Source organism: Bradyrhizobium sp. Leo78 (genome assembly GCF_059512425.1).
Map to the genome: position 1 here is coordinate 115,981 of NZ_JCAMOT010000022.1, position 22,468 is coordinate 138,448.

Annotated in this window: 19 protein-coding genes; 9 read left to right on the forward strand and 10 right to left on the reverse strand. The window is 63.8% G+C overall.

Annotated features, from left to right (window positions below):
- The first annotated feature begins 496 nt into the window (after positions 1-496).
- Entirely contained in the window at positions 497-1,774 is a 1,278-nt protein-coding gene (locus AC5ZG1_RS25805) for a complex I NDUFA9 subunit family protein (RefSeq protein ID WP_496134433.1), read from the forward strand.
- Between the two features lie 76 nt (positions 1,775-1,850).
- Here the strand turns inward: AC5ZG1_RS25805 and AC5ZG1_RS25810 are convergent, their stop codons facing one another.
- Both AC5ZG1_RS25810 and AC5ZG1_RS25815 read right to left on the reverse strand, forming a co-directional pair.
- The gene (locus tag AC5ZG1_RS25810) at positions 1,851-2,585 is read right to left on the reverse strand and encodes an SDR family NAD(P)-dependent oxidoreductase (protein ID WP_496134434.1); all 735 of its coding nucleotides are present in this window, start codon (positions 2,583-2,585) and stop codon (positions 1,851-1,853) included.
- Positions 2,586-2,681: 96 nt separating this feature from the next.
- Positions 2,682-2,909: a hypothetical protein gene (locus AC5ZG1_RS25815; protein WP_456643957.1), complete on the reverse strand. Its 228-nt coding sequence runs from the start codon at positions 2,907-2,909 to the stop codon at positions 2,682-2,684.
- Between the two features lie 242 nt (positions 2,910-3,151).
- Between AC5ZG1_RS25815 and AC5ZG1_RS25820 the strand changes: the two genes are divergently transcribed.
- From AC5ZG1_RS25820 to pucL, 5 genes are all read left to right on the forward strand, one after another.
- On the forward strand, positions 3,152-3,454 hold the full coding sequence (locus tag AC5ZG1_RS25820; RefSeq protein ID WP_130230108.1) for a hypothetical protein: 303 nt from the start codon (positions 3,152-3,154) through the stop codon (positions 3,452-3,454).
- Between the two features lie 107 nt (positions 3,455-3,561).
- Positions 3,562-3,975 (forward strand): DUF3830 family protein, encoded by a 414-nt coding sequence (locus AC5ZG1_RS25825; protein WP_496134435.1) that lies wholly within the window; start codon positions 3,562-3,564, stop codon positions 3,973-3,975.
- Positions 3,975-4,910 (forward strand): allantoinase PuuE, encoded by a 936-nt coding sequence (gene puuE / locus AC5ZG1_RS25830; protein ID WP_496134436.1) that lies wholly within the window; start codon positions 3,975-3,977, stop codon positions 4,908-4,910. The genes AC5ZG1_RS25825 and puuE overlap by 1 nt, the downstream gene beginning before the upstream one ends.
- 4 nt (positions 4,911-4,914) lie before the next feature.
- Positions 4,915-5,799: a 2-oxo-4-hydroxy-4-carboxy-5-ureidoimidazoline decarboxylase gene (gene uraD / locus AC5ZG1_RS25835; protein WP_456643959.1), complete on the forward strand. Its 885-nt coding sequence runs from the start codon at positions 4,915-4,917 to the stop codon at positions 5,797-5,799.
- 322 nt (positions 5,800-6,121) lie between these two features.
- Positions 6,122-6,979, forward strand: a complete 858-nt coding sequence (pucL, locus tag AC5ZG1_RS25840) for a factor-independent urate hydroxylase (protein ID WP_496134437.1) — start codon at positions 6,122-6,124, stop codon at positions 6,977-6,979.
- Positions 6,980-7,209: 230 nt separating this feature from the next.
- On the opposite strand, the gene AC5ZG1_RS25845 is transcribed toward pucL, so the two are convergent.
- A complete protein-coding gene (locus AC5ZG1_RS25845) occupies positions 7,210-9,930 on the reverse strand; it encodes a molybdopterin-dependent oxidoreductase (RefSeq protein WP_496134438.1) in 2,721 nt (906 codons plus the stop codon).
- Entirely contained in the window at positions 9,927-10,748 is an 822-nt protein-coding gene (locus AC5ZG1_RS25850; protein ID WP_456643962.1) for an FAD binding domain-containing protein, read from the reverse strand. Before AC5ZG1_RS25850 ends, AC5ZG1_RS25845 begins: the two co-directional genes overlap by 4 nt.
- A gap of 152 nt (positions 10,749-10,900) precedes the next feature.
- Between AC5ZG1_RS25850 and AC5ZG1_RS25855 the strand changes: the two genes are divergently transcribed.
- Both AC5ZG1_RS25855 and AC5ZG1_RS25860 read left to right on the forward strand, forming a co-directional pair.
- Positions 10,901-12,250: an 8-oxoguanine deaminase gene (locus AC5ZG1_RS25855; RefSeq protein ID WP_496134439.1), complete on the forward strand. Its 1,350-nt coding sequence runs from the start codon at positions 10,901-10,903 to the stop codon at positions 12,248-12,250.
- A gap of 1,470 nt (positions 12,251-13,720) precedes the next feature.
- On the forward strand, positions 13,721-14,848 hold the full coding sequence (locus AC5ZG1_RS25860; RefSeq protein ID WP_496134440.1) for a hypothetical protein: 1,128 nt from the start codon (positions 13,721-13,723) through the stop codon (positions 14,846-14,848).
- Positions 14,849-14,956: 108 nt separating this feature from the next.
- Here AC5ZG1_RS25860 and AC5ZG1_RS25865 read toward each other — a convergent pair whose 3' ends face one another.
- From AC5ZG1_RS25865 to AC5ZG1_RS25890, 6 genes are read right to left on the reverse strand one after another with little or no spacing between them, the layout of a single operon-like run.
- Complete coding sequence (locus AC5ZG1_RS25865; protein WP_496134441.1) at positions 14,957-15,457, reverse strand: nucleoside deaminase; 501 nt, start codon at positions 15,455-15,457, stop codon at positions 14,957-14,959.
- Positions 15,457-16,989: an ABC transporter ATP-binding protein gene (locus tag AC5ZG1_RS25870; RefSeq protein ID WP_496134442.1), complete on the reverse strand. Its 1,533-nt coding sequence runs from the start codon at positions 16,987-16,989 to the stop codon at positions 15,457-15,459. The genes AC5ZG1_RS25865 and AC5ZG1_RS25870 overlap by 1 nt, the downstream gene beginning before the upstream one ends.
- On the reverse strand, positions 16,986-17,669 hold the full coding sequence (gene biuH / locus AC5ZG1_RS25875) for a biuret amidohydrolase (RefSeq protein ID WP_496134443.1): 684 nt from the start codon (positions 17,667-17,669) through the stop codon (positions 16,986-16,988). The genes AC5ZG1_RS25870 and biuH overlap by 4 nt, the downstream gene beginning before the upstream one ends.
- Positions 17,670-17,686: 17 nt before the next feature.
- Positions 17,687-18,613 carry an ABC transporter permease gene (locus AC5ZG1_RS25880; RefSeq protein ID WP_474419369.1) on the reverse strand — a complete coding sequence of 309 codons (927 nt, stop codon included), beginning with the start codon at positions 18,611-18,613 and terminating at the stop codon, positions 17,687-17,689.
- Between the two features lies 1 nt (position 18,614).
- Positions 18,615-19,733 carry an ABC transporter permease gene (locus tag AC5ZG1_RS25885; protein WP_496134444.1) on the reverse strand — a complete coding sequence of 373 codons (1,119 nt, stop codon included), beginning with the start codon at positions 19,731-19,733 and terminating at the stop codon, positions 18,615-18,617.
- Positions 19,730-20,839: a BMP family ABC transporter substrate-binding protein gene (locus tag AC5ZG1_RS25890; RefSeq protein ID WP_496134445.1), complete on the reverse strand. Its 1,110-nt coding sequence runs from the start codon at positions 20,837-20,839 to the stop codon at positions 19,730-19,732. Before AC5ZG1_RS25890 ends, AC5ZG1_RS25885 begins: the two co-directional genes overlap by 4 nt.
- A gap of 330 nt (positions 20,840-21,169) precedes the next feature.
- Between AC5ZG1_RS25890 and AC5ZG1_RS25895 the strand changes: the two genes are divergently transcribed.
- On the forward strand, positions 21,170-22,432 hold the full coding sequence (locus tag AC5ZG1_RS25895; RefSeq protein ID WP_496134446.1) for an allantoate amidohydrolase: 1,263 nt from the start codon (positions 21,170-21,172) through the stop codon (positions 22,430-22,432).
- Positions 22,433-22,468: the final 36 nt, after the last annotated feature.

Below are 22,468 nucleotides of genomic sequence, written 5' to 3' on the forward strand. Positions count from 1 at the left end.
AACTCCTTGATTGCGACATTGAGCGGAAAAGCGGGCCACCAACGACTGCAGCCCCTTTTTGGCCTTCGGGTAAAAATCACCACCAATGGCGATGATGCCGCCAGCCATGGTGGCGGCCCCGATACCAGCCGTAGTGGTGGCCGCGACCGCCGTGATGGCCCCACCCATGCCCATGTCCATGGCCGCCTCTGACCTGAATCACTGCCCCATCGGCGCCGCCGAGCGTATAAGGCGTTGCCGCGGGCATAGCCGACCCCGGCGTCGTTGGCGCGAGCCCAAAGGCACAGCAGGCAAGTCCGATCATCAGAAGCCGCTTCATTTGGTGCCGCGTCCCGTCGTGGCAAAATGCTCCTGCGGATTATCAGCTCCGTTTTTGCAATGTTGACTGAACGGTGCATTCATAGACCCTTCAGAATTGTTGCGGCCGATTTGTAGAACTCGGCGGCTTCATGGGAACTTTGGGTGGCGAGCGCGGCCGCCAGAAGGAGAGTGCGCAATGCTGAAACACTTGCTCATTGAGGTCATTGGTCACGCTTCCGGTCTCAGCGATGCGCAGCTTGAGCAAATTGAACAGTCATTGCCAGCGACCAGGGCGCTGATCGATCTTTTCAACAAGGCACATCCGATCATCGAACAGGCACAAGCGCTCTATAATGAAGCGCAGCCGCTGATCGATGAAGCCAGGATCGAGTGGCAAGCGGTCGGCCCTGCAGCGCAAATATTGATTGAGGTGATCTCACATCATCTCAACAAAGGCAGTTCGCCGGCGCAGGCCGCTGAGGTGGTGCGCGCGGCGCTCGGCGGGTCAATGAAGAGCGTCGCACAGGATCGTGGGATGGGCCAGGCCATGAACCGCGTGACCGTGTTCGGGGGGACGGGCTTTGTTGGTCGTCGCGTCGTGCGCCATTTGAGCGACTCCACCGTTACAGTGCGTATGGCCTCGCGGCATCCCGCGCGGACCGAAGGTGACAACGTGGAGCAGATCATCGCCGATGCACATGACGAGCGCTCCATAGAGGCTGCAATTGCGGGTGCCGACGGCGTCATCAACGCGATCAGCCTGTACCTCGAGCATGGAGGCGACACATATCATTCGGTGCACGTCGAAGCGGCCGCCAGGATCGCTGCTGTGGCACGGCGGGCCGGGACCAAACGGTTTGTGCACCTATCGGGAATAGGCGCTGATGCCGCCTCGCGCTCGCCCTATATTCGCAGTCGCGGTGAGGGTGAGGCGGCCGTGCAAGCCGCATTCCCTGGCGCAGTCGTTATCCGCCCGGCGGTCATGTTCGCACCGGACGACACCTTTCTCACCACAATTCTTGGGCTGCTTCGGACGTTGCCGGCTTATCCGCTATTCGGCGACGGCAGGACGAGGCTTCAGCCGGTGCACGTGGACGACGTCGCCGCGGCGATCGCACAAGTCCTGCGGCAACCACAAAGACCGTATCCTATCTACGAACTGGCCGGTCCGCGCATTTACTCGTACGAGGAGCTCCTGCGGACGATTGCGCGCACCGCAGGATTGCGACCGGCCTTGGTGCGCATACCCTTTGGTTTCTGGCATGCCGTCGCAGGCCTCGGTGAAATCCTGCCGCACCCGCCGCTCACGCGCAATCAGGTTGAGCTTATGCAGATCGACACGACGGCTTCGGGCAGCCGGCCAGGATTTGCCGTGCTCGGAATTTCGCCGCGATCGCTCGAAGAACAGCTCAAAGCGATGCTCAAGCCTACAAACGAGGAAACTCAAAACGCAAAAGAGCCTCGGCCCAGGTAGAGGCCAAGGGGAGTTCGCTACGATCTCGATCTCGCCATCGCAGTACCTGGTTGGCTGCCGTTCATGAGTCTACCGCCTAGTTGAACGCCATGCCGCCGCTCATGGCGACGGTCTGGCCGGTCATGTAGGCGTTGCCTATCAGCATCATGACGGCCTGCGCGACTTCGTCGGCGGTGCCGAAACGGCCGAGCGGAATCCGGGCGACCAGATTTGGCTGGCCCTTCATCATGTCGGTCTCGATCAGCGAGGGCGCAACCGCGTTGACGGTGATGCCCTCCTTGACGAGGCGTGCGGCATAGCCGCGCGTCAATCCCTCGACGCCGGCCTTCGATGCATTGTAGTGCGGCCCGATCGCGCCGGCGCCGCGTGCCGCTCCCGAGGAGATGTTGACGATGCGGCCCCATTGCTTGGCGCGCATCGCCGGCAGCACCGCCTGCGTGCACAGGAACACCGATTTCAGGTTCACCGCGATGGTGGAATCGAAATCGGCTTCGGTGAGATCGTCGACCCCGCGCGTGATCGCGATGCCGGCATTGTTGACGAGGATGTCGATCGGGCCGAGCTCGCCGGTGGCGCGCTGCACCAGCTCCGCAACCGCCGGCCCTTGCGAAACATCCGCGCCGACCGCGATCGCCTTTCCGCCCGCGGCCGTGATCTCCTTTGCCAGCGCATCCGCTTCGCCCGCGCGCTCGCGATAGTTGATCGCCACGGCCGCGCCTTGCTCTGCCAGCGCGCGCACGATCGCGGCACCGATGCCGCGCGAACCTCCGGTCACGAGTGCCACATGCCCGCGCAATGTCGCTGTCGTCATCATTCTCTCCCGTCTGAAGGTTGCGAGGTCATGTTACACAAAAAGGCCGACCGCGATGTTCGCGGCCGGCCTTTGTTGCGTTCAGCCTCGATCGGCTCAGCGGCCGGCGGGTGCCGACCAGCCACCAGTGAAGACGCTCGGCGGGTAGTCGTACATCTCAGGGGACGGAGCAGGCCAGGCCGCATAGGAATTGCAGGGACACGGCTGCTGGCGCACCACGACGCGGTCCGATTTGTAGTGGTGAGGACGCTGCGCTGCCGCAGCGAACTGGACGGATGATGCAATAATCAAAACTGACCCAAAGATGGTGAGGAATGTCTTCATGTGGTTCTCCCGGCTTTATCACGCTTCGTCTGCGAGGCCTGTGCGGCTCGCACCTCAGCGCTAAAGAGTGAGATAGCGATGTGCGCTGACGGTTAGTACGGTTGCGCCCATCACGAAGCGGCGAGCAAATTTCTTGGTCACGGCTAAATATTCAGCAGGTATTACAGGCGGTTCGCGCTATCATGGAGTGACCGGTGCCGGTCCGGTTCAATAAGGCAAAGGATTCCCAACGAGTGAGGCCGATGAAGAAGTTTTTACCAGTGTTGCTGTTGGTCGCCGCGCCAGTCTCCTCGCTGGCCGTGGCGCAGACCCAACTGGTGCCAAAGGAGACCAAAGGTGCGACAAAAGGCGCGGTCGCGCGGGCGGACGATTGCGCTCCGATCGGCCGCACTGCGAAAGGCGAACTGGTCTACTCCTTGAAATGCGAGAACCTGCCGGCGCCGCCTGCACCGCCGCCGCAGGCCGAGGCCAAGGAGGCGCCGCCGCCCGAGCCTGAGACGCAGCGCAGCGGCCTGTTCGGCTGGTCGTACGATCGGAGAAACTAGGCCAACGCTGCCTCTGGAATGGTCCTTGCTTCCGATGCCGCGCTGCAATGCGGTAGCGAGAGGCGGTTCCCAGCTACACAACAGCAGAGATCCAAGAGAAGAGATCAATGAGCACACTGATTGTCCATGCCGGTGACTTCAAATTCGACGCGCGCTTTGAGGAGGCGCTGGCGCCGAAGACGGTTGCGGCGTTTCGCAAGGCGATGCCGTTCGAGAGCCAGGCGATCCATGTCCGCTGGAGCGGCGAGGGGGTCTGGATGCCGCTCGGCGATCTCGACTTTGGCGTCTCCTATGAGAACCACACCAGCTATCCGGCGCCCGGCCAGATCATCCTCTATCCCGGCGGCATCAGCGAAACCGAGATCCTGCTCGCCTATGGCGGCGTGCATTTCGCAAGCAAGATGGGTCAGCTCGCCGGCAACCATTTCATCACGCTGACGTCGGGGCTCGAGAACCTCGTTACCTTCGGCAAGACCGTGCTCTGGAAGGGCGCGCAGAAGATTCGTTTCGAGGAAGTTTAGTGACCGAAGCATATCCGCGCGATCTTCGCGGCTATGGCCGCAACCCGCCCGATCCGAAATGGCCGGGCAATGCCCGCATCGCCGTGCAGTTCGTGGTGAATTTCGAGGAGGGCGGCGAGAACAACATCCTGCATGGCGACAACGCCTCGGAAGCGTTCCTGTCGGATGTGCTCGGCGCGCAGCCCTGGCCGGGCCAGCGCCATGCCAACATCGAATCGATGTTCGAATATGGCTCGCGCGCCGGCTTCTGGCGGCTGTGGCGTATGTTCGGCGAACGCAAATTGCCGACCACCGTGTTCGGCGTCGCGATGGCATTGAAGCGCAATCCCGAGATCGTTGCCGCGATGAAGGAGGCGGGCTGGGACATCGCGAGCCACAGCCTCAGGTGGGTCGAGCACAAGGACATGTCGGAGAGCGAGGAGCGCGCCGAGATCGCGGAAGCGATCCGCGTGCACACCGAGGCGACGGGCGCGCGGCCGCGCGGCTGGTACACCGGGCGGTCCTCGATCAATACGCTCCGGCTCTTGATGGAGGCGGGCGGCCTCGCTTACCTCTGCGATTCCTATGCCGACGATCTCCCTTACTGGATCAAGGCGGCGGGCTTGGAGCCGCATCTGGTGATCCCGTACACCCTCGATGCCAACGACATGCGCTTCGTCAACCCGCAGGGCTTTGGCGGCGGCGATCAGTTCTTCACCTATCTGAAGGACAGTTTTGATGTGCTCTATGCCGAAGGTGAGACGTCGCCGAAGATGATGCCAATCGGCCTGCATTGCCGCCTGGTCGGCCGCCCCGGCCGCGTCGCGGCCTTGATGCGCTTCCTCGACTACATCGGAAAGCACGACCGCGTCTGGGTGCCGACCCGGCTGCAGATCGCTGAGCATTGGTACGCCCATCACAAGCAGTTCGCCGAACATGCCTTCAGCATCGGATAGGCGGATGTCGATCACAATCGCCGATCTCAACAACAAGAGCCGCGACGAATTTGTCGCGGCGCTTGCCAACATCTTCGAGCATTCGCCGTGGATCGCCGAAGAAGTGGCGTTGCTGCGGCCGTTCGCCGGCATCAACGTGTTGTTCACGGCGATGAAGGCCGCGGTGGAGCGCGCACCGGCTGAGCTACGGCTCGCGCTGATCAAGGCGCATCCCGATCTCGCCGACAAGACCCAGCGCGCCGCGGGCCTCACCGCCGAATCCGATGCAGAGCAGAACAGCGCCGGCCTCGACCGGTTGTCGGATGCCGAATATGACGCGTTCGAGCGCGTCAACAACGCCTATCGCACGAAATTCGGTTTTCCCTATATCGTCTCGGTCCGCCGCCATACCAAGGATTCGATCCTGCGCGATTTCGAGCGGCGGCTGCCGAACGACGTGCCGGCCGAGATGCAGCGATCGGTCGAGGAGATCTGCCGCATCGCCGCGCTGCGGCTCGACCAGCTCGTGACGGCCGAGGATCGCCTCGCCGTACATGGCCGCCTGTCCACGCATGTGCTGGACACCCATAGCGGCAAGCCCGCCGCCGGCATCGCGGTCGAATTGATCGAGCTGTCCGATCTCGGCTCAAGCCGCGTGGTGACGCGCGCGGTAACCAACGCCGACGGCCGCACCGATCAGCCGCTGATCGGCGGCCGTCCGGTGCCGATTGGAAAATACGAGCTCCTGTTCAGCGTCGCCGACTATTTCGCCGGCCGGCAAGTGCCGCTCTCCGATCCACCCTTCCTCGACCGCATCCCGCTGCGCTTTGCCGTGAGCGAACCCGAGGGCCATCTCCACGTCCCGCTCCTGGTCACGCCCTGGAGCTATGCGACGTATCGCGGCAGTTGACGCGCACTCGCCTGCCGCTCCTCATGGTGAGGAGCCGCGCTCTTCGCGGCGTCTCGAACCATGAGGCCCCCGCTGTACCCGCGGCCATCCTTCGAGACGACCGCTTTGCGGTCTCCTCAGGATGAGGACCTGTGTGTGTGACGACGGATACCCGACGCCGCTGCTGAAAGCCGCAGCAACAATGGCGAAGATTGTGGCAGGGGTGGCAGGTCACGCCAACTCACTTTGCCGTGCCTGCAGCTTGCCCGCTGGCACAAACGTTGCTCATTATCGATCTGACAGGGCGATCGCGCCCGCAAAACTTACCGGTGGAGGCTTTCACGTGCCGCTGATCAACAACCGCTACGGCAAGGGCCGCGTGCGCGTGATGCGCATTCATCGCGATGGCGACAGGCACGAGGTCAGCCAGCTCAACATCAAGGCGATGCTCGAAGGCGATTTCGCCCGCACCTATACGCACGCGGACAATTCCAACACAGTGTCGACCGACACCATCAAGAACGTCGTCAACGTCATCGCCCGCGAGAATACCGGGCTCTCCGCGGAAGAATTCTGCCAGATTTTGGCGCAGAAATATTTCGACACCTATCCGCAGGTGTCGTCGGTATCCATCACCTCGCACGAGACCAGGTGGAACAGGCTGAGCTTCGGCGGCAAGCCGCATCCGCACAGTTTCGTGCTCGACGGCAACGGCAAGCCGACCGTCGAACTCACCGCGACGCGCGGCGGACCGATGGCGCTCGCCTCTGGTATCGACGGCTTCGCCTTCATGAAGTCGACCCAGTCCGGCTGGGAGAACTACGTCAAGGACCCCTACACCACGCTTGCCGAGACCCACGACCGCATCTGCGCGACCAGCATGGTGGCGTCGTGGAAATGGTCGGGCAAACCCGTGAGCTATCCGGCGACGAATGCGAAGATCCTCGATGTGCTTCTTGAGCTGTTCTCGACCACCTATAGCTGGAGCGTGCAGGACAGCCTCTACCGGATGGGCGAGGCCGCACTCGCATCGGTGCCGGAGATTTCCGAGATCAGCATGGCCTGTCCGAACATGCATTTCATCCCGATGAATCTCTCCGCGTTCGGGCTCGACAACAACAACCAGGTGTTCCTCCCGACCGATGAGCCGCACGGCCAGATCGAGTGCACAGTAGGGCGGGGTAGGGGTTCTCTCCCGTAGGGTGGGCAAAGCGACTCACTTGCCGCGACCCGTCCACGAGCGACGGCGTAAGCGTGCCCACCATCGCGAGCGGTGCGCGTGATGGTGGGCATGCTACGCTTTGCCCACCTACACACTCCGTCATTGCGAGCGAAGCGAAGCAATCCATCTCTCCACTCGCGGAGATATGGATTGCTTCGTCGCTTCGTTCCTCGCAATGACGGCGGAGAGCGACGGTGCGACATTCGCGACTACCTATACTTCTCATGCAGCGCCGGAAACAAACGGTCCGGCTTGAAGGGCGCGCTGGTGAAGCGGATGCCGGTGGCGTTGGCGATGGCGTTGCCGAGTGCGGCGGCGACGGGGTTGTATGGACTCTCGCTCATCGACTTCGCGCCCATCGGCCCAACCGCATCCGACGTCTCCGCAAAGAATACTTCCGTGCGCGGCACGTCGGCATAAGAGGGCAAATGATAGTCGCGGAACCTCGGATTGATCACCCGTCCGCCGTCGTCGATCACGAGCTCTTCGTAAAGTGTGGCGCCCAGCGCTTGCGCGACGCCGCCTTCGATCTGGCCGCGGCATTGCATGGGGTTGGCGACGCGGCCGGCGTCGGCCGCCTGCACGCTCTTCAAGATCCTGACTTCGCCGGTGCCCTTGTTCACGGCGACGCGAAAGCCCTGCACGTTGAAGGCGACCGAGCGCGGCGTGCCATGCGCGCTGCCGCTGGCTTCGAGCAGGTTGCCGCGCGCCTTCGCCGCTTTCGCCAGCTCGGCGAAGGACAGCCGCCGCTTGCCGCAGACAACAGTTTCATTGTCCAGCAAGCATGACTCGGCATCCGCTTCGCTCATCTCCGCCGCGAACGCCTTGATCGCGGCCGCGAGATTTTCGGCTGCATGCTGCGTCGCGCGTCCGGCGACAAAAATGCCGGCGCTGCCATAGGCGCCGGTGTCGTGGCCGCCATGCGCGGTGTCGGATTGCTTCAGGACGATGCGATCGACCGTCGTCGCCAGCGCGCTGGCCGCGATCTGGCGATGCACCGTGCTGGTGCCGTTGCCGAACTCGGCGGTGCCGACCGTCAGCTCGAAGCCACCATCCTCGCGTAGCGCGATTTTGGAATCGGAGAGGTGCCCGGCCGGCGGGACAGTGTCGATCATCGTCAGCGCCATGCCGTCGCCGACCAGCCACTCCGCCGACAATCCATGCCGCGACGTGTCCTCGGCCATCGCGCGCTCGATCAGATCGAGGCACTGATCGAGCCCGTAGGAGCCATAGAGCACGTCGTGATATTCGGACGGCGGCGGCGACAGCATGGGATCGCCGGGCTTGACGACGTTGCGGCGGCGGAAGTCGAACGGATTGATGCCGAGCTGTTTTGCCAATTCGTCGATCGCCGCTTCCACGGCGAACAGGCTTTGCGGCAGGCCGTAGCCGCGAAAGGCGCCGGCCGGCAGCGTGTTGGTGTAGGCGACGACAGCGTCGACCTTCTTGTTCGGACAATTGTAGACGCTGATGCATTCGCTGACGGCATGAAACAGCACGGGTCCGGCATGGTTGCCGTAGGCGCCGGTGTTGGAGAGCACGTCAAGCTGCAGCGCCGTCAGTTTGCCGTCCTTGTCGGCGCCGGCCGTGACCGTGACGCGCATCGGATGCCGCGTCGAGGTGCCGATGAACTGCTCCTCGCGGGTGAATTCCAGCTTGACCGGGCGTCCGGTCTTGAGCGCGGCGAGCGCAAGAATATCCTCGACGAACATCTCCTGCTTGCCGCCGAAGCCGCCGCCGACGCGTTCGCAGAACACTCTGATCCGATCAGGCGGCAGAGCGAAGATCTGCGACAGCCCGCGCCGGGTCAGGAACGGCACCTGCGTGCTGGAGCGGACATTGAGGATGCCCTCAGTGTCGATCCAGGCGAGCCCGCCATGGGTCTCCAGCGCGGCATGCTGGACGCGCTGAGTCGTGAACGTCCCCTCATAGGTGACGGCGGCCTCGGCGAGGCCCTTCGCAACGTCGCCATATTCGCCATGCGTTTCCGCGACGAGGTTGCGCGTGGGGTTGGTGATGCGATGTTCGACCGTCTTGTCGCCATGAAGGACCGGGGCGCGCGGTGCGATCGCCTCCGCGGGGTCGAACACTGCGGGCAGCAGTTCGTAGTCGACCTTGAGGCGGCGGCAGCCTTCTTCCGCGGCGGCCTCGGTCTCCGCCACGACAGCGGCGACCTTCTGGCCGATGAAGCGGACGACGTCGTCGAGGACGCGGGTGTCCTCGGGGTCCATCCAGTCCTTCTCATGCCGCGCGGTCGAGAACAGAAGCTTTGGCGCGTCCTCATGGGTCAGCACGGCGTGCACGCCGGGTACCGCGAGCGTCGCGCTCTTGTCGACCCTGACGATCTTCGCGTGCGGATGCGGCGAGCGCAGCAGCTTGACGTGCAGCAGGCCTTCCAACTTGGTATCGAAAGTGTAGCGCGCCGCTCCGCGCACCACGAGCGGCCCGGCCGGCGCCGGAAGGCTACGGCCGAAAGCCGTGCCTGCGTCCGCGTCCTCTATGTTTGTCTTGCCGTCGAGCGCGTCCTCGATCGAGCGATAGCCGGTGCAGCGGCAGATATTGCCTTTGAGCGAGGCGCCGAGGTCCTGCCGCTGCGCCTGGTTCAGCGACGCACAGGTCAGGATCATGCCGGCGGTGCAGAAGCCGCACTGGAATCCCTGCGCGTCGAGGAAGGCCTGCTGCAGCGGATGGGTGCCGCCGTCAGGCGCAAATCCCTCGATGGTGGTGACCGCATGCCCTTCGGCACGGAACGCGGGGATCAGGCAGCTATGCACTGGCTCGCCGTCGAGCAGCACGGTGCAGGCGCCGCAATCGCCGGCGTCGCAGCCTTTCTTGACGCCGAAATGCCCGAGGTCGCGCAGGAAGGTGCGCAGGCATTGTCCGGCCCGCGGCGTTTCCGAGAATGTCTTGCCGTTGATGTCGAAGGTCATGGTTGCGCCCCGAGTTCAGCGCGGATCTCTTCCGCGAGCCGCAGCGTCATGTGCTTGCGCCAGATCGGTTTGCCGTGGATGTCGGTGTGATACAGATTGTCCGGGATGCGCTGCAGGATCGTCTCGCGCAATTCCTCCTGCTCCGGGATGGTGACAAAGGGGAGCTTGATCGGCCGTATCGTCGAGGCGGTCACGGTCAGCGCAAAGCCATCCTCGCTGTCGATGCTTCCGATCAGGAGCGCTGCCGAGCGCCCGACCGGCGTCAGCGAGATCTGGCGAAATGCCGAGCGTCGCCGCAGCGCCGCGAGCGGAATATCGATCTGCCGCAGCAGGTCGCCGGGTCGAAGCAAATTCTGCTGACTGCCGGTGACCAAGTCGGTGATGGGAAGCTTCCGCTCCCCGCCATCGGGCTGCCAGATCGTGGCGATGCCGTCGAGTGCCGAAGTCAGAGAGATCATTGGCCCGGCCGGCAGCGACATGCAGATATTGCCGCCGACGGTCGCGGTCTTCCAGATCTTGAAGGAGGCGAGGAACGAGCGGCAGCACTGGTTGATCAGGGGTGCGGCGATCCAGTCCGGCGGGCCGGCAAAGCCGTCGAGCTGCGCCACGGTGCAGGTGGCGGCGATGGTGAAGTCGCTGTTGCCGATCGTCAGCGCCGGCCATTTCAGGTCGGTGAGATCGATCAGCCGCCTTAAGTGCGCCTGCGGCTCCGAGAACAGCCACGTGCCGCCCGCCAGCCAAGCATCGCCTGCTGTCCAAACAGGCAGTTGCGCCCGGGATTTCGGATGGGCGACTTCCGTAATCGTGTTCAAGTCCATCGATACGCCGACGCTTTCAACAGGATGCATCCTAGCTTAAGAGTCTTGCTCACTTAAGAAGCCTTGCAAGACCGGCGCCAATCGTTGGCCACAATTGGGACGGTCCTTGCATCGAAGCCAAATGCCGGTGCTTCTCGATAGATGGTGGGACCATGGACCAAACGCAGCCGACCTGGATCAAGGATCCGCTATCCATCTTAGCCGAAGGCGCCGAACGCGGCGTCGTGGTTCAGGGTGGCAAGATCGTCGAATTGGTCGGCCGCGGCAAGGAGCCGACCGCCATTTCGCCGCTGGTGTTCGACGCAGGCGAACACGTTGTCCTGCCGGGATTGATCAATACTCATCATCACTTCTACCAGACGCTCACGAGGGCACTTCCGGCCGCCCTCGACCGCGAGCTATTCCCCTGGCTCAAGGCGCTCTATCCGGTTTGGGCGAAGCTGACGCCGGAATCGCTTCAGCTCGGTGTTACCGTTGCAATGTCGGAACTGCTGCTGTCGGGCTGCACCACGACGACCGATCACCACTATGTGTTTCCCGCCGGGCTCGAGGAAGCCGTCGATATCGAGGTGGCCGTCGCAAAACGGCTCGGCTTGCGCGTGCTGCTGACGCGCGGCTCGATGAATCTGTCGGTGCGCGACGGCGGCCTGCCGCCCGATAGCGTCGTGCAGGATGAGGATACGATCCTGGCCGACAGTGCGCGCGTGGTCGCAAAGCATCACGAACGCGGCGAGGATGCGATGGTGCAGATCGCACTCGCGCCATGCTCGCCGTTCTCGGTGACGACCTCGCTGATGCAGAAGACCGCAGAGCTCGCCGACAAGCTCGATGTGCGCCTGCACACTCATCTCGCCGAAACCGAGGACGAGAACCGGTTCTGTGAACAGATGCATCGCTGCCGGCCGCTCGATTATCTCGAGCAATGCGGCTGGCTCAATGGGCGCACCTGGCTCGCACACGGCATCCACTTCAACGCCGGCGAAATGAAGCGACTGGGCAAGGCGGGGACCAGCATCAGCCATTGCGCCTGCAGCAATCAGGTGCTGGCGTCAGGCTGCTGTCCGGTTTGCGAGATGGAGGAGGCCGGCGTCGGCATTGGCCTTGGCGTCGACGGCTCGGCCTCCAACGACGGCTCCAATCTGATGCAGGAGGTGCGCGCGGCCTTCCTGGTGCAGCGGGCGCGCTATGGTGTCGATCGCGTCAGCCACAAGGATGCGCTGCGCTGGGCCACCAAGGGCTCCGCCGCCTGCGTCGGCCGCCCCGAACTCGGCGAGATCGCCGTCGGCAAGGCCGCCGATCTCGCTCTGTTCAAGCTCGACGAACTCCGCTTCTCCGGCCATGGCGACCCGCTCGCCGCGCTGGTGCTGTGCGGCGCGCACCGCGCCGACCGCGTGATGATCGGTGGCAACTGGGCTGTGATCGACGGCGCCATCCCCGGTCTCGATGTCACCGACCTGATCCGCCGCCACACTGCCGCCGCCCACGCGATGCAGGCGGGTTGAGATCGCAGCCGGCTCTCTCCGTCATTCCGGGGCGCGCGAAGCGCGAACCCGGAATCCATTCCACCGCATGCACGGGCGGAAGAAATGGATTCCGGGCTCGTCCTTCGGACGCCCCGGAATGACAGGGGGACGCATTCGCGCAATCCTCTCCTCCGTCATGGCCGGGCTTGACCCGGCCATCCACGTCTCTCCCGTGCACGGACGCAAAGGACGTGGATGCCCGGGACGTCTGCGCGAAGACGCGCTTCGCGCTTTTGCCCGAGCATGATGGCGTCATATCATTCGCGCGATTTTCCTTAAGCCAATCAATGTGATTTGCCTCGTCCAGCCCTTGCGGAAAAAACATTCCGCTTTCGCCGTCGGGCAAATCAGTGATTTAACTCCGCGCGTCTCACCCGAGAGAGGGGCGGCTCGCGATCGTCACGAACGTTGCGGTGAGATGCGGTGGACGTGAGTGTCACGACTGACGAGCTTGGCATTCACGGACGGCGAAGTCGTGTGGTCCTGGCGCCCCGACGCTGGCGCTAAGCTCGCGAGCAGCAAGAGCTGCCGCGGACGACGGTGGCAAGAAAGCCCGGTCACCGGGGAGAGCGCGAAGGAAACCGTTAAAACCACTGCGCAGGGAAAGCCGGAATGCTTCGGTTGAACCTGTGGTCCTACCCCCGTGCTTTTTGTTGCACGGGACCCACGGGTGCAACCAGCACCCGGCTTTCCCTGCGCCCTCTGATCTCGAGGAGGGTGGAACAAGACGCAAAGCTCGGGCGTAACGCGCCGCGAGAATGCGGACTCACATCCGCCGTTAGAATCCGACGTAGGATGGGTAGAGCGAAGCGAAACCCATCATTGGTGCCGCTTGCTCCATCGCGACGGGTTTCGGTTCGCTCTACCCATCCTACGCGGCCGCTGTTTGAAATTTGAATCAGATCTATCCCCGTCGTCCCGGGACACATAACCACAGGCCTTGTTGTGTGCTCCGCTACAACTACTTGCTCTTGCCACAACACCTCCCTGTGGTTATGGGCCCGGCGTTTCGCGGGGACGACGCTGAGAACGATGCGAGCCACTTCGGCTTCGCAACGACTGCATTCCATCGCCTGTTGCATATTTACGACGGTCGAGACAATTCGAGTCCGTCCAAGCAGTGCTGACAAAAAGTTGAGCAGCGAAGTTTCGACTGCGTACGATGACGCGTGGTGATCGTGCAGCGTCGCAAGGCGCTGCGCTCAAAGGTCGCAGAAAACCAATAGAAATAGGCAAAAGCGGAAAATGCGCGCCACGCGCGGAGGTTGCTTGTGGGTTTTCGCCTCGCCGCTGGCCACTCCTTAAAACACTGACGTTGCAGTCGTTACGTGCCGAAACTTGCAGCACGCAGTGGAAAAACTTGAGGCTTCTCACTTCGGGGGAACGGCGCAAGGGTCGTTGCGAAGGGCCTCGAACTTTCGCACGTCAACTTTGGGGGTACATACAAATATGTTCAGTCTTCGCCGAACTCTGGTAGCCGCGGCACTGTCACTGGCCACCCTTGCGCCCGCCGGCTTCGCCAGTGCGGCCGACTTGGCAGTCAAAGCGCCGAAGCCCGTGCCTGAACTGCCGTTCTTTCTGCTGGTCGATAACCGCGTGACCTTCTCCTGGATGCCCAAGGGCACCGATCCCGGTGTATTCTCGATTCGGCCGGACGGCTCAATCAATGGCACGACTGCCAAGCAGGTCTATTCGTTCACCCATTTCGACATCTGGACCTACGGCACCAACTTCTTCACGATCTCGATGTTCAAGTCGGGTCAAAACGATCCGGCCTCGCCGTGCTCCAATGCCGGCGTGCTGATCACTGGCGCGCCCGGCAATTGCGCCGGCGCCACCGAAATCTACGGTCTGTTCCGCTCGACCTTCGGCTTCAACCAGATCTTCAACACCAAGGCCTTCAACGTCGGACCGCTCACCAACGTCTCCTTCGAAGTCGGTATGGACGCCAACAGCGAGAACAACTTCCTCGCCCCGGCCAAGCGACAGGTCGTCGCCGGTCTGCAGTTCGAATTCGCGCTGCCTTATAAGGGCTACTTCAACGTGTCGCCGTTGGCGTCCTGGGAGTTTTCCAACCACAACGCCTTCAACCAGTGCGGATTGTTCGGTCCCGGCATTCCGTATCCGGCCCCCGGCGCCACCTGTCTTCCGGACGGCAACACCAGCTTCAATCCGACCTGGGCGGTCGAAACCAACTACTATATGGACCTCGGCTTCCTGCCGGAGAACATGCAGTTCTGGTCGATCAGCGGCCGCGCTGCGTGGTACGGCAAGAAGGGTGACCAGAACAATCCGCTGGTTGGCTTCGGCACCGGTCCGTTCAGCACCGGTACCGCCGTTGAGTTCAACAGCGAGCCGATCCGTCTGACCTTCGACGCCAGCAAGGCGGTCTGGGGACCGAAGTACACGCACTTCGTCGACCTCTGGGTTGCGTACCGCTACTGGCAGAACAAGTTCGGCCTCGACCACAACGCTGCTCCCGGCGTCTGCACCCTCACCAACGCAGCCGGCGTGACGGTCAGCACCAATAGCTGCACCGAATCGACTGTCTATGGCGGTATCACCGTGAAGTTCTAACCACCTACCCGTTCTCCAGGTGAACTGGGCGCCGCGATGAACCCGCGGCGCCATTTTTTCTTAAGAGCGTGGACAGGACGCAGCGAGATGAGGCGGCAGTTCTTCGCGCTATTTCTGCCAGAGGCCGGCGTGGAGCTCGGCGGCCTCGACCTCGATCAGCGGCCCCACGACGTCGGTCGGTCGCTGCCCGGTCCGGAACACCTCGCGGCAGGGCAGGTCGAGCGTCGGGTTCTCAGGATGATTGCCGGTGATCTCGCGCAGGCGATGTTCGCTTAAGGCATAGACCAGGCGGCCGATGCCGGCCCAGTAGATTGCGCCGGAGCACATCGCGCAGGGCTCCGCGGACGAATAGAGCGTGGCGTGCTTGAGGACCTCAGGCGGCAAGCTCGTGCAGGCCTTGGTCGAGAGCAGGCGCTCGGCATGCGCGGTGCCGTCACGGGACGGCATATAGCCGTTCTCCACCTCCATCAGCACGGTGCGATTGCGGTCGACCAGCACCGAGCCGAACGGATGGTTGCCGTGGCTGACGGAGCGGCGGGCGACCTCGAAGGACCGCCGGAGGAAATGCAGGTCAGCTTCTTCCTGAGTGAGCGCAGAAATATCCGTCATCAATGTCCTGCCATGTGCCGCCCGATCTCGGTGAGATCGGCTTCGCCGGCGCGGGCCTCGTGGACGAACTCACCGTGGAACATCACGACCAGACGGTCGGAAAGTTCGAGCAGTTCGTCAAGGTCTTCGCTGACGAGAAGCACAGCAGCACCGCGGTTGCGCGCAGCCATGATCTCGGCATGGATCTGCGCCACCGCGGCGAAATCGAGCCCGAAGCAGGGATTGGCCGCGATCAGCACCTCGACCTCGCCGCCAAGCTCGCGCGCCAGCACCGCGCGCTGCACGTTGCCGCCCGAGAGCGCGGCGATCGGCGTGTCCGGCGTGCGGGTCTTGATCTTGTAGAGGCCGATCTTGCGTTCGGCGTTCCTGCGAAACGCCGCGCCGCTCAGCCACCAGCCGCCCTTGGCGAACGGCGCGCGGTCGAATTCGCGAAGGGCGATGTTGTCGGCCACGCTCATGCCGCCGACACAGGCGTTCTTGAGCGGCTCTTCCGGCAAGAGCGACATCTTGTGCCGGCGCATCTCCTCGCGCGTCGCCGAATAGCGCTCGCCGCGGATGCGGATGTCACCGCTCTCGGCATCGCGCTGACCGGCGAGAACTTCGACGAGCTGCCGCTGGCCGTTGCCGGAGACGCCGGCGATGCCCACGATCTCGCCGCCACGGACCGTGAGCGAGACGTTGTGGACGGCGACTGCGCCGGCATCGTCGAGCGCGGTGAGCCTGTCGAGCTCGAGCCGCGCCTCGCCGACTTCGCCGACGCGGGCTGGCTGCACGGTCAATTGCTCGGCGCCGATCATCGTGCGCGCCATCTCATCCGGCGTGAGTTCGGCGACGCGGCCCTGGCCGGCGAGCTTCCCGCGGCGCAGGATGGTCACCTCGTCGGCAAAGGCCATCACCTCGCGGAACTTGTGCGTGATCATCAGGATGGTCAATTCCCCGGCCACGACCATCGCGCGCAACATGCCCAAGACCTCGTCGGCCTCGCCCGGCGTCAGCACCGAGGTCGGTTCGTCCAGGATCAGGAAGCGCCGCTTCAGGTAAAGCTGCTTGAGGATCTCGCACTTCTGCCGCTCGCCGGCCGAGATGTCGGAGACCTTGGCGTTGAGCGGCACCTTGAATGGCATCCGTGCCAGGAACGCTTCGAGCTCCTTCTTCTCTCTGCTCCAGTCCACCACGGCCGGGACGTCGTCGCGCGCCAGCACCAGGTTCTCCGCGACCGTCATCGCCGGCACTAGCGTGAAATGCTGGTAGACCATGCCGAGCCCGAACGCGTGCGCGTCCTTCGGGTTGCCGATCTTCTGCTCACGCCCGCCGATCAGGATGTCGCCTTGGGTCGCGTGGTAATAGCCCATGATGCATTTCACCAGCGTGCTCTTGCCGGCGCCGTTCTCGCCGAGCAGCGCATGGAAGGAGCCGGGACGCACCTTCAATTCGACATTGTCGAGCGCCAGGAAATCGCCGAAGCGCATCGTCATGGCGATGGCGTCGACGCCGAAAGCGCCACTTGGCGGGGGTGCCTCGCCGATGATCACGAGATCGCTCCGATCAGGTCGGCGGATTTCGCCACCGCGCCGAACACGCCGCCCTGCATCTTGATCATCTTCAGTGCATGGTCGTGATTGCCCTTGTCGGTCGCGCCGCAGCAATCCTCGATCAGCACGCATTCGAAGCCGCGATCGTTGGCCTCGCGCATCGTGGTGTGGACGCAGACGTCGGTGGTGATGCCGGTCAGCACGATGTTCGCGATGCCGCGCAGGCGCAGCATCAGCTCCAGGTCGGTCGCGCAGAACGAGCCCTTGCCGGGCTTGTCGATGATCGGCTCACTGGGCAGGGGGCTGAGATCGGGGATGATCTCCCAGCCGGGTTCGCCGCGCACCAGGATGCGGCCGCAGGGACCGGGATCGCCGATGCCGGCGCCGATCTGGCGCGAGCGCCAGCGCTTGTTGGCGGGAAGGTCAGCGAGATCGGGGCGGTGGCCCTCGCGGGTGTGGATAATGTGATAGCCCTGGCTCCGCATCACCGCGAGCAGGCGCTTGATCGGTTCGATCGGTGCCCGCGTCAGCGACAGGTCGTAGCCCATCTTGTCGACATAGCCGCCGACGCCACAGAAATCGATCTGCATGTCGATGACGATGAGCGCGGTGTTTTCCGGGCGCAGATCGCCATTGTAAGGCCAGGCATAGGGCTCGGACTTGATATAGCGCTCGGGCATTCGCGACCTCGTGCGTGTCATCGGGTGATGGAAAGCTCGGCCGGCGCACCGGTCAGCGTGCGCTTCGGCGAGCAGGTGATGATCATGATCGCGAGCGTCAGGATGTACGGCGCGGCATTGAACAGGTGATAGCCCGAGGTGACGCCGACCGATTGCAGCGCGGGTCCGAGCGCCGCGGCGCCGCCGAAGGCGAGGGAGGCCCACAGGCAGAGCAGGGGATCCCAGCGCGCGAAGATCACGAGCGCGACCGCGGTGATGCCCTGGCCTGAGGAAAGGCCCTCGTTCCAGCTACCGGGATAGAACAGCGACAGGAACGAGCCGCCGATCCCGGCAAGGAAGCCGCCGACCATGGTCGCGCGCAGCCGGATCAGCAGCACGGAATGGCCCATCGCCCGCGCCGCGTCCGAGCTTTCGCCGGCGGTGCGGATCAGGAGGCCCCAGCGCGTGGTCTTGAACGCCCAATAGAGAATGGGGGCGATCGCAACTCCGATCAGGAACAGCACGTTGATGCGCAGCGCGGCGCGCACCTGCGGAATGCCGCTCCACCAGCCGAAATCGATCGCGGGCAGCCGCGGCGCGGTCGGCTCGATTAGCGGCTTGCCGAGGAAGAAGGCGAGCCCGATGCCGAACAGCATCAGCGCGATGCCGACCGCGACGTCGTTCACGCGCGGCAATGAGCAGATGCCGGCATGCAGTGCGCCGAGCAGCGCGCCGGTGATGCCGGCGGCGAGCACGCCCAGCCAGGGCGAGCCGGTGAGATAGGAGATGCCATAGGCGCTCATCGCGCCCATCACCAGCGTGCCCTCGAGGCCGAGATTGATGCGGCCGCTGCGTTCGGTGATGCATTCCCCTAGGCTGACGAACAGGAACGGCGTCGAGACGCGGATGGCGCCGCCGAGCACGGCGAGCGGGACGGTCCACAGTCCGATCGAACTGTCAGCCATGTCAGGACTTTCCTTTCAGGAAGCCGATGCGTCCGTACAGCGCGTCGCTCGCCAGCACGAACACGAAGATGATGCCCTGCAGCACCAGCACGGACGCGTCGGGCAATCCGAGCCGCCGCTGCAACAGACCGCCACTGGCGCTGATGCCGCCGAGCAGGATCGCGACCGGAATGACTGCGAGCGGATTCTGCCGCGCGAGGAAGGCGACCAGGATCCCGGTGAAGCCGTAACCCGCGGCGAGATTGGCGTTGGTGCGGCCCTGGACGGCCGCGACCTCGATCATGCCGGCAAGGCCCGCGCAGGCGCCGGCGAGAAAGCAGATCGTCATGATCAATTTGCCGACGCCGAGGCCGACGATCTTCGCCGCGCGGATATTGCCGCCGGCGACGCGGGCGGCGAAGCCGAAGGTGGTGTGATAGATCAGGATGTAGGCAGCGATCGCGCAGACCAGGCCGAACACCAGACCCCAATGCACGTCGGTGCCGGGGATGGTACCGATCATGTTGGCGGCGCCGATCTCCCGCGTCGACGGCTTGTTGAGACTGGCGGGATCGCGCATCACGCCTTCGACGAGATGGTTGAGGATCGCGAGCGCGATATAAACCAGCAAGAGGCTCGAGATCGTCTCGTTCACGCCGCGATATTGCCGGAGCGCGCCTGACAGCGTGATCCACAATCCGCCGCCGATCACGGCGGCAACGACCATCGCGATCTGCACCACCAGCGGCGGCGCCCATTGCATCGCGAGCGCGGTGCTGGTGGCGGTCAGTGCGCCGATCAGCAGCGCGCCTTCGCCGCCAATGATCACCATGCCGAGCTGCGCGGGCAGCGCCGTGCAGAGTGCGGTGAGGATCAACGGCGCGGCGCGGGTCAGCGTATTCTGCCAGGAAAACCAGGTGCCGAACGCGCCCTGGTACATGTAGAAATAGAGATCGAGCGGGTTTTTGCCGTAGAGCGCGACGAACGCGCCGAAGGTCGCGAGCGCGCCTATCAGGGCGGCGCCCGGGATCAGGATGTACTCGATGGCGGCGCCGTAGCGCTGCAGGAAACAGGGATCGGCGGCCGGGGCGACCCCGACCGCCTCGACTGCCTCGGCCGAGTCAGCCGTGTCCGTCGTCACGAAGTCGCTCCGATCACGCCTTCGATCAGATAATCCATCTTCTCGAGCTCGGGATCCTTCTGGCCGCGGTCGACGCCGGATGCGATCACCGTCTTGCCTTTGTTGTCGAGGATCGGTCCCTTGAAGATGGTGTATTCGCCGGCGATGAGCTTTGCCTTCATCTCGTCGGCATGCTTGCGCGCTTCGGCCGAGACCGCTTCGCCATAGGGCGAGCATTTGACGATCTCTTCCTTCAGGCCGCCGCGATAGAAGTTCGGGATCGATTCGCCCGACGTGATCATCTTCAGGAATTTCGGATAGAGCGCTTCCCAGTTCCATTCGGCGCCGGTGAGATAGGCCTTTGGCGCCAGCGGGGACTGGTTGACGTGATAGCCGCAGACGAATGCGCCGCGGCGCGCAGCGTTCTCGACCATGGTCTTGGGACCGTCGACGTGGCAGGTCAGCACATCGACGCCCTGGTCGATCAGGCTGTTGGTGGCCTCGGCTTCCTTGACCGGCATCGACCAATCGCCGGTGAAGATCACCTGCGTCGTTGCCTTCGGATTGGCGAGCTTGGCGCCGAGCGTGAACGCGTTGATGTTGCGCAGCACCTGGGGGATCGGCTTGGCCGCGACGAAGCCGAGCTTGCCGCTCTTGGTCGAATAGCCCGCGACGATGCCGGAAATGAACTGCGCCTCGTCGATATAGCCGAAATAGCTGCCGGCGTTCTTCGGGTCCTTCTCGGTCCACAAGCCGCCGCAATGCTCGAAGCGGACCTTCGGATACTTGTTGGCTATTTTGACCATGTGCGGACTGAAGTATCCGAACGAGGTCGGGAACAGCAGCGTGGAGCCGTCGAGATTGATCATGGACTCCATGGTCTTCTCGACCGCATCGGTCTCGGGCACCTTCTCTTCCTCGACCACCTTGATGCCGGGCAGTTTCTTGAGCGCCGCTGCGCCTTGTGCGTGCGCCTGGTTGTAGCCGTAGTCGTCGCGCGACCCGACATAGATGAAGCCGACGGTGGTCTCGGCCGCGTGCGCCACGCGGGCACCGATCGTGCCGCCCAGCGCCAGCGCGGCGCCGCCTTGCAATAAATGCCGTCGTGAAATCCTGCTGAAATCCATTGCCTGCTCCCCTGGGGCGGTCCGGCCGCCGGTCGTTTCGCGTCCGCGCCAACGGCGGAGCTCAGACGGGATGTCGCAAGCTTCGTGCCAGAGCCTATCTGGCGCGCATGAACTACCAATCTATTGAAATAACTTTGGTATTATTCGATGCCATATTCCGCTCAAACTTTGAGCGACGGTGCGTCAGCCTAATTATTGAGCGTTGCCAGATAATTGTATGCAAGGCCGGTGAGCACCATTTGGGGCGTTGATCATGCGCCAAGGCGCTGGCATTGAACTTGTATCGATCCCGACGACCCGGGGATCGAAGCGGCCTTTCACTGGAAAAGCATGAGCAAGACAGACGCGGCGGGAGCCGGGACCAGACCAACCTTGCTTGGCGAGGAGATCGTTGCCCGCATCGACCAGCTTGCGGCGATATCGGAAGCGCCATCGCATCTGGCGCGCATCTATCTGACGCCCCAGCACCGCAAGGCGGCCGATCTCCTTCTGTCCTGGATGCGTGAGGCCGGGATGAGCGCGCATCTCGACGCGATCGGTAATGTCTGCGGCCGCTATGAGGGGGATACGCCCGGCGTGCCGTGTCTGATGCTGGGCTCGCATTACGACACCGTGCGCGACGCCGGCAAATGGGACGGGCCGCTCGGGCTCATCACCGCGATCGCCTGTGTCGCCGATATCAACCGGCGCGGCCGCCGATTGCCGTTCGCGATCGAGGTGACCGGCTTTGCCGACGAGGAAGGCGTGCGCTTTGCCTCGACGCTGCTCGGCAGCCGCGCGGTCGCCGGCACCTTCGACGAAAGCCTACTGAACGTGCGCGACCATGCCGGCATTTCCATGCGCGAGGCGATGATCGCCTTCGGCCTCGATCCCGATCATATCGGCGCTGCCGCGCGCGCCCGTCGCGAACTGCTCGGCTATGTCGAACTGCATATTGAGCAGGGCCCGGTGCTGGAGGAGAAGGAGCTGCCGGTCGGCGTGGTGACCGCGATCGCCGGCGCGACGCGGCTTGCGGCAAAGATCACGGGCATGGCCGGCCATGCCGGTACGGTGCCAATGGCGCTCCGGCGCGATGCGCTCGCGGGCGCCGCCGAATGCGTCACGGCGATCGAGGATTTCTGCAGGACCGATGACGGCGGTCTCGTCGGCACCGTCGGCTATATCGATGCGTTGCCGGGCGCGACCAATGTCATTCCGGGAAAGGTCTCCTTCACGATCGACATACGCGCGCCCACCGACATGCATCGCAAGCGCGCGGTCGCCGATATCGTTCGTCAAATCGAGGCCATCGCGAAACGCCGCGGACTCGCGCTGCAGCTCGATGTCACCCACGAGAACCGTACCGTGCCCTGCGCGCCGTGGCTGAAAGCGCAGGTGGCGGAGGCGGTCGCCGGCGAGGGATATGCTGTGTTCGAGTTGCCGAGCGGGGCGGGGCATGACGGCATGGCGATGATCGATGTCGCCGATGTCGCGATGCTCTTCGTCCGCTGCCGCGGCGGCATCAGCCATCATCCGGACGAACATGTCGAGCTTGCCGACGCCGATGCCGGCGCGCGGGTGCTGTTGCGGCTGATCGAGAATTTTCGGCTCTAGCCCGTAGGGTGGGCAAAGCGACGCGTGCCCACCATC